Source organism: Arthrobacter sp. SO3, from assembly GCF_020532825.1.
Taxonomy (GTDB): Bacteria; Actinomycetota; Actinomycetes; order Actinomycetales; family Micrococcaceae; genus Arthrobacter.
The window spans coordinates 1-6,382 of record NZ_MQTS01000188.1 but is presented as its reverse complement, the minus strand read 5'-3'; the positions used below and the strand labels follow the sequence as shown (position 1 = coordinate 6,382).

At 66.9% G+C, this 6,382-nt stretch carries 5 protein-coding genes; 4 read left to right on the top strand and 1 reads right to left on the bottom strand.

Going from position 1 to position 6,382, the window contains the following annotated elements; genetic code table 11:
* Nucleotides 1–162 precede the first annotated feature (162 nt).
* Nucleotides 163–1,551 carry a sigma 54-interacting transcriptional regulator gene (locus tag BJQ90_RS17455; protein ID WP_226761479.1) on the bottom strand — a complete coding sequence of 463 codons (1,389 nt, stop codon included), beginning with the start codon at nucleotides 1,549–1,551 and terminating at the stop codon, nucleotides 163–165.
* 91 nt (nucleotides 1,552–1,642) lie between these two features.
* Between BJQ90_RS17455 and BJQ90_RS17450 the strand changes: the two genes are divergently transcribed.
* The 4 genes from BJQ90_RS17450 to BJQ90_RS17435 form a co-directional block, all read left to right on the top strand.
* Nucleotides 1,643–2,314: an MSMEG_4193 family putative phosphomutase gene (locus BJQ90_RS17450; protein ID WP_226761478.1), complete on the top strand. Its 672-nt coding sequence runs from the start codon at nucleotides 1,643–1,645 to the stop codon at nucleotides 2,312–2,314.
* Nucleotides 2,315–2,327: 13 nt separating this feature from the next.
* A complete protein-coding gene (locus BJQ90_RS17445; RefSeq protein WP_226761477.1) occupies nucleotides 2,328–3,029 on the top strand; it encodes an SCO1664 family protein in 702 nt (233 codons plus the stop codon).
* Nucleotides 3,030–3,169: 140 nt separating this feature from the next.
* Nucleotides 3,170–3,592 (top strand): alternative ribosome rescue aminoacyl-tRNA hydrolase ArfB, encoded by a 423-nt coding sequence (gene arfB / locus BJQ90_RS17440; protein WP_226761476.1) that lies wholly within the window; start codon nucleotides 3,170–3,172, stop codon nucleotides 3,590–3,592.
* 204 nt (nucleotides 3,593–3,796) lie between these two features.
* A partial coding sequence (locus BJQ90_RS17435; protein WP_226761475.1) for an AAA family ATPase occupies nucleotides 3,797–6,382 on the top strand: 2,586 nt, incomplete at its 3' end.

Below are 6,382 nucleotides of genomic sequence, written 5' to 3'. Positions count from 1 at the left end.
CCCGCCATAACATCCTCGGCGATCGCGTCGAGCGCCTCGGCCAGGTCCACCGGCGGGGCGAGGGGATCTGGTCCTCCCGTGTACCGGCCGTACCTGGAGGACCGGTTGTGAACGCCCATGATGCTGCCTTCCCTGTGCCTGTTTCAAGCCTGGGCCCAACTGCTAGCCGTAGATGGTTTCCTCGTCGTCGGACTCCTTGGCGATCCGCCGGGCGAGGAAGAGACCCTCCAGTGCAAGTTCGATCGCGGCGGCGCGCTGCCCGTCGTTCCTGGCGGCCAGGCGGCCGCTGATTTCGTCGTAGAGCCCGGAGCCATCAAGTGTCGGAAGATTTTCGAGGAACTCCCGCGCGGTGATCTGGTCGCCGGTGGTCACGGTCCTGTGCCCGTCGAGCGCCGCAACGAGTGCCCCCATCTCGATGCCGTGGAAATGCGCCCGGACGGCTTCCGCGGTGGCCATCCGCAGGAGGTGGTCCAGGATGTCCTGTTCCCGCCCTTCCTCTCCCGATTCGAACTCAATCTTGCCGGTGAGGACTTCGACAGCCGCCTCCAGGTCGACAATCCGTGCCACTGCCTCATCCTCCCCGCGCACACTGGCCCGGCGCAACGCCGCCGCGGCGACGGTTTCGGCGCCCGCGATAGCGAACCGCGCCGAAACTCCGGAAGTCTGGTTGATGGCCGGGGACTGCCGCAGCGCGCGGGTGTAGCGGGCCAGGATCTCCAGGATGACGTGCGGGACATCGGCCACCAGCCGCCCCTCCTGCCGGATGACGGCCACCTCGTCCTCGAGCTCGATCGGGTAGTGGGTGCGGATCTCGGCGCCGAAGCGGTCTTTCAGGGGCGTGATGATCCGGCCCCGGTTGGTGTAGTCCTCCGGGTTGGCAGACGCGACGACAAGCACGTCGAGCGGCAGCCGCAGCACGTAGCCACGGATCTGGATGTCGCGCTCCTCCATCACGTTGAGCATCGCGACCTGGATCCGTTCGGCGAGGTCGGGCAGTTCATTGATGGCGATGATGCCGCGGTTGGAGCGCGGGACCAGGCCGTAGTGGATGGTTTCCGGGTCCCCGAGCCGGCGTCCCTCAGCCACCCGCATCGGATCGACGTCGCCGATGAGGTCGGCAACGGAGGTATCCGGCGTGGCGAGCTTCTCGACATACCGTTCCGAGCGGTGGCGCCACGCCACGCGCAACCGGTCCCCTTCGGTGAGTGCACGGGCACGGGAGTGCTCCGTGATCGGTTCGTAGGGGTGCTCGTTCAGTTCCGATCCCTCGATCACTGGCGACCACTCGTCAAGCAGCCCGACCAGGGTGCGGAGGAGCCGTGTCTTGCCCTGCCCCCGCTCGCCGAGCAGGACGACGTCGTGCCCTGCGATCAAGGCACGCTCAAGCTGGGGAAGGACGGTGCGGCTGAATCCGTACATCCCGGGCCACGGATCACGGCCGACGGCGAGCGCGGCAAGCAGGTTGCCGCGTATCTCGTGGCGCAGGTCCTTGTGGACATGCCCGGCTGCACGCAATTCACCAGCGGTGAAGATATCGGGGCGATCACTCACCTCTCTAAGGTAGCCTCCAACCTCGGGCGAATCGAGGGAATTCTCAAAATTCCAGCGCGGGGGCACCCGGTACGGCTTACGCTGGGTGCTGATGAGTGCAACACCGCCGTCGAGATCCCCGACACCACATTCGACACCTGAGGGCACGCTCCTCCTCCTGGTGCGCCACGGGGAGACGCCCACCACGGGAAAGGTGCTGCCCGGACGCGCCCCGGGACTGCACCTGTCCGAGCGGGGCCGGGGCCAGGCAGCACGCGTCGCGGAACGGCTCGCAGGTCTTCGCATCGATGGCGTCTATTCCTCGCCGCTGGAACGCACCCTCCAGACTGCCGAACCCACGGCGGCCTCCACCGGCCTCGGGGTGAACGAGGATGCCGGCCTGATCGAGTGCGACTTCGGCGAATGGACCGGCGCCGAGCTCGCCGGGCTGGCAGGCTTGCCCGAATGGCAGACCGTACAGCACAGCCCGTCGGGCTTCCGCTTCCCGAACGGGGAGAGCTTCGCGGAGATGCAAGCCCGGATCGTCGGAGCGCTCGAGGCACTGCGCACAGCACACAACGGGGGCGTCGTTGTCTGCTTCTCCCACGCCGACCCGATCAAGGCCGCCGTAGCCCACGCCCTCGGCACACCTCTGGACCACTTCCAGCGGATCATCATCAACCCGGGTTCGATCTCGGTCATCTCGTATGTGGAGGGTCAGGCGCCCGCCGTCCTGACGGTGAATTCCACCCTGGAGCCGTTGAGCGGACTGAGGGCGCCGTGAAAAGGGACAGCCGGTGTCCGGACGGGAGCTGACACTGCTCGGCGAGGGCGGCGTGGAACTGCTGGGGCGCATCCCGCGCGGCAGCAACGCGGCGTTCCTCGTCCGGGTCTCGTGCGGCGACGATTCGGCCTACGCAGTCTACAAACCGGAGTCCGGGGAACGGCCGCTCCTGGATTTCGAGCCAGGGCTCTACCGGCGGGAACGTGCCGCGTATCTGCTGAGCGAGCACCTGGGATGGGGCATAGTGCCGCCCACGGTGATCCGCGCGGACGCCCCCTTGGGAATCGGGTCGCTCCAGTGGTTCGTCGAGTGCGACTTCAGTGAGCACTACTTCACCCTGTACGCGGACTCACCCGAGACCCACCGCATCCTGCTGCAGATAGCCCTGTTCGATTGCATCGCCAACAACACTGACCGCAAGAGCGGACATGTGCTGCGCGGCCACGACGGGCGCGTGTGGGGCATCGATCACGGGCTGTGTTTCTCGGCCGGTTTCAAACTCCGCACCGTGATCTGGGACTTCGCGGGTGCACCTATCCCCGCTGCCCTGCTCGAGGACATCACCCCGCTGGCAGAGGCCGTGCCGCCCGAAGTGGCGGGTCTCCTCGACGACGCGGAAGTCGCCGCCCTGCAGCGCCGGGTGCAGCGCTTGCTGCTCACTGGGATGCTGCCGGTTGACCGCACCGGCATGCGGTACCCGTGGCCGCTCGTGTAACGACGCGGACCTACGACGACTTCCTGCTTCTACCCCCGGCTGCCTGGGTTACGTGCAGCGGCAGGCCTGGCTTCCGCGGTTTTGAGCCTGCGCGGGGATGCGGTGCTTTGATCGCGCCCATACTGTGCAACGCTGGGTGCATGGATCTGGAGGTGTCGCCCGCGCTCACGATTCCCGCGTCGGAACTGGGCTGGCGGTTCTCTCGTTCGTCCGGGCCAGGCGGTCAACACGTCAACACCTCGGACAGCCGCGTTGAGCTTTCATGGAACATCGCCGGCTCTGCGGTGCTTTCGGAGGACCAACGCCTGATGCTGCTCTCGCGTCTCGGACGACGCCTGATCGCCGGGGTGGTCACCGTGACCGCCTCCGAGCGGCGCTCCCAGCTGCGCAACCGTGAGATCGCCCTGGCCAAGCTCGCCGACCTCGTGGCGGCGGGTCTTGCCCCCGAGGCTGCGCCCCGCCGGGCTACCAAACCCACCCGGGGTTCGAACCGTCGGCGCCTCGCCGCCAAGGAACAGCGGTCAGCAACGAAACGGCAGCGGCAGCGGCCCTCCGCCGAGTAGCCCCGTCCTGCGGCCACCCACCCGGGTAGTCGACCACGCGTAACGGAAACTACCCGGCAGGGTGGTTGCGGGCCACCCGGTCCGCTGACCAGACTGAATACAGGCCCCGGGCGGACCTGCACTGTCTTTGTCCCTGCCGTTCCCATAGGATTTTAGAGGGCCGAATGCATTCCCGGCGGCCGCCGGACCACAAGGAGGTGGCGGATGCCGACAGGACCACCCAGCGCGTCAAGCAAGTTCCGCGCGCCCGAGCCTGTTGGCCAGTGGGTTCGCCGCACGCGGCTGACTGAGATGCTCCATGCGGACCGGAAACGGCGGCTTGCATTGATCCACGCCCCGGCCGGTTTTGGCAAGTCGACCCTTGCCGCCCAATGGATGGAAAGCCTGGCGTCCCAGGGCCTCGTGACCGTCTGGTTGTCCTTGGACCGGGATGACAACAACACCATCTGGTTCCTCTCCCACCTCCTTCAGGCAATCCGTAAAGCCCGGCCCGGACTCGATGAGGAACTCCAGCAGTTGCTCGAAGAGCGGCCCGATGACGCTGAGCAATACGTGGTTCCCGCCCTCATCAACGCCATCGACGAGGGCGGCCAGGACATCGTCATAACCTTGGACGACTGGCACCTGGTCACGGAGCCCAGAACCATGGCGGTCGTGGAACGGCTGTTGGATGCCGGCGGCTCACATCTGTCCTTCATCATCACCAGCCGCACCCGCTCGGGCCTGCCACTGGGCCGGCTGATGGTGCGGGACCAGCTACTCGAAGTGGACGCCGTCGCGCTGAGGTTCGATGCGGAGGAATCCGAGGACTTCCTGGTCGGCATCAACCGGCTGGATCTGGATGCGGGAGACATGGCCAGCCTTCACCGGACGACCGAGGGCTGGATCGCTGCGCTGCAACTGGTGTCCCTGTCCCTCCGGGACCACCGTGAGGCCTCAGAACTGATCGAACGTCTCTCGGGCCGGCACGCGTCCATCGGCGAATATCTGGCCGAAAACGTCCTCGACACCCTCGACCCCGAAACGCTGGATTTCCTCCTGATGACGTCGGTTCCGGAACGGTTGTGCGCGGGGCTGGCCTCCGCCCTCTCGGGGGTGGAGCTGGGCCAGGCCATGCTGGAGAAAATCCAGGCACAGGATCTGTTCCTGCAGCCGCTTGACGAGGACGGCACGTGGTACCGCTATCACCACCTCTTTGAAGACTACCTGCGCCGCCGCCTGGAGCGCGATTACCCGGGCCGGACCAAGGAACTGCACCTGATCGCCGCCCGCTGGTATTCGGACAATGGATTCCCCAGCGACGCGGTGGACCACGCCCTCGCCGCCGGGGACGTTGAACTCGCGGTGGAGATCGTCGAATCCCGCGCCATGTGGCTGGTGGAACACTCCAGCATGTCGACCCTGCTGGCTCTCGTCGGCAAGATCCCGGCCGGCCACGTGGCCGGGCAGGCCCGGCTCCAGACAGCCGTCGCCTGGGCCCATACCCTGCTGCACCAATCGGCAGCGGCGCAAAGTGCCCTGGACCTGGCCGAGGCCGTGATGCCCGCGGATGCGACCCTGACCGAACACGACCGCTTTGAACTAGGCGTCGAAGGGCTCGTTGTTCAGAGCTGCATCGACATGTACAGCGACAGGGTCAACCACGTGGATGAACTGGACGGCAAGTGCTTCGCCCAGGCGGACCTGCTCCGGCCATGGATCGTCTCCGTGGCAGCGAACGTCTCCACGTTCAAGAAGATCCACGACGGCGACTACCGTCCCGCCCTGGAACAACAGCGATGGGCCGCAAAGTTCCACGGCCTCACCTCCGGCCCCTTCAGTGGTGTGTACGGACAGTGTTTTGCGGGTCTTGCCGCCTACGCCCTGCTCGATCTGGATCGCGTGGACCAGCACTTCACCGCGGCCGTGGAACTCGGCCGGCGCAAGGCAGGGCGATACTCTCATGCGGCGCGGCTCGCGGGGGCGATGATGGGCCAGCTCCTCTATGAACGCGGCGAACTCGATAAAGCGGAGAAATTGCTGGAAGAAACCCGCGAGCTGGGTTCCGAAGGCGGGGTGGTGGACTTCATGGTGTCCACATACGCCACCCTCGCAAGAATCAAGGCACTCCGGGGGGACACCCCACGGGCCCGGGAAATACTCGACGAAGGCGATCTGGTGGCCGACAGCCTGGGCCTGGACCGGCTCAAACTGGTCCTGAAGCTGGAGCGCGTGCAGTTGGGCATCAGCCCCAGGACCATCGACGCGGCACCCCACGGTGACGTACCGGGCGCGGCAGGTCCCTTGGAAGCGGCGGGCAGCACCGGACCACGGCTGGATGGCCTGGCCGAAACCAGGTACCAGATCCAGCTGGCCACCCAGCTGCGGTCCGCCATGGCTGACGCAGGGCACGGGGGCACAGACTCCCCCGGCAGACTGGACACGGTGCAAGCCGCCCGCCACTTGCTGTCGCGGGCAGCAGCCTATTTGGGTCCGCGGGCAGAACTTAATGCCCGGATCCTGCTGGCGGGCGCGCTCGAACAGGCGGGAAACCGTACGGAAGCCGAAACAACGCTCTGGCCGGCCCTGGAGACGTGTTCGCGGCTGGGCCTGGTCCGGCCCGTGCTCGACGGCGGCGCGAACTGCCTGGAGCTGGTGCGCGCCATCTCGGCCAGGCTGCGGCGCGAACCCGCCCCGGAAGGGGGCAGCCACGAGCTGCCGCGGTTCCTCAGTATCCTCATCCGGCTGGACTCCCAGGCCAGGACCAACCGCGATGCCGGGTGGCCCGCGGAGCCGGCCACCCCCACCACC

Coding starts and splice junctions, on each gene's coding strand:
- BJQ90_RS17450 (WP_226761478.1), top strand. CDS start 1,643: ATGAGTGCAACACCGCCGTCGAGATCCCCGACACCACATTCGACACCT.
- arfB (WP_226761476.1), top strand. CDS start 3,170: ATGGATCTGGAGGTGTCGCCCGCGCTCACGATTCCCGCGTCGGAACTG.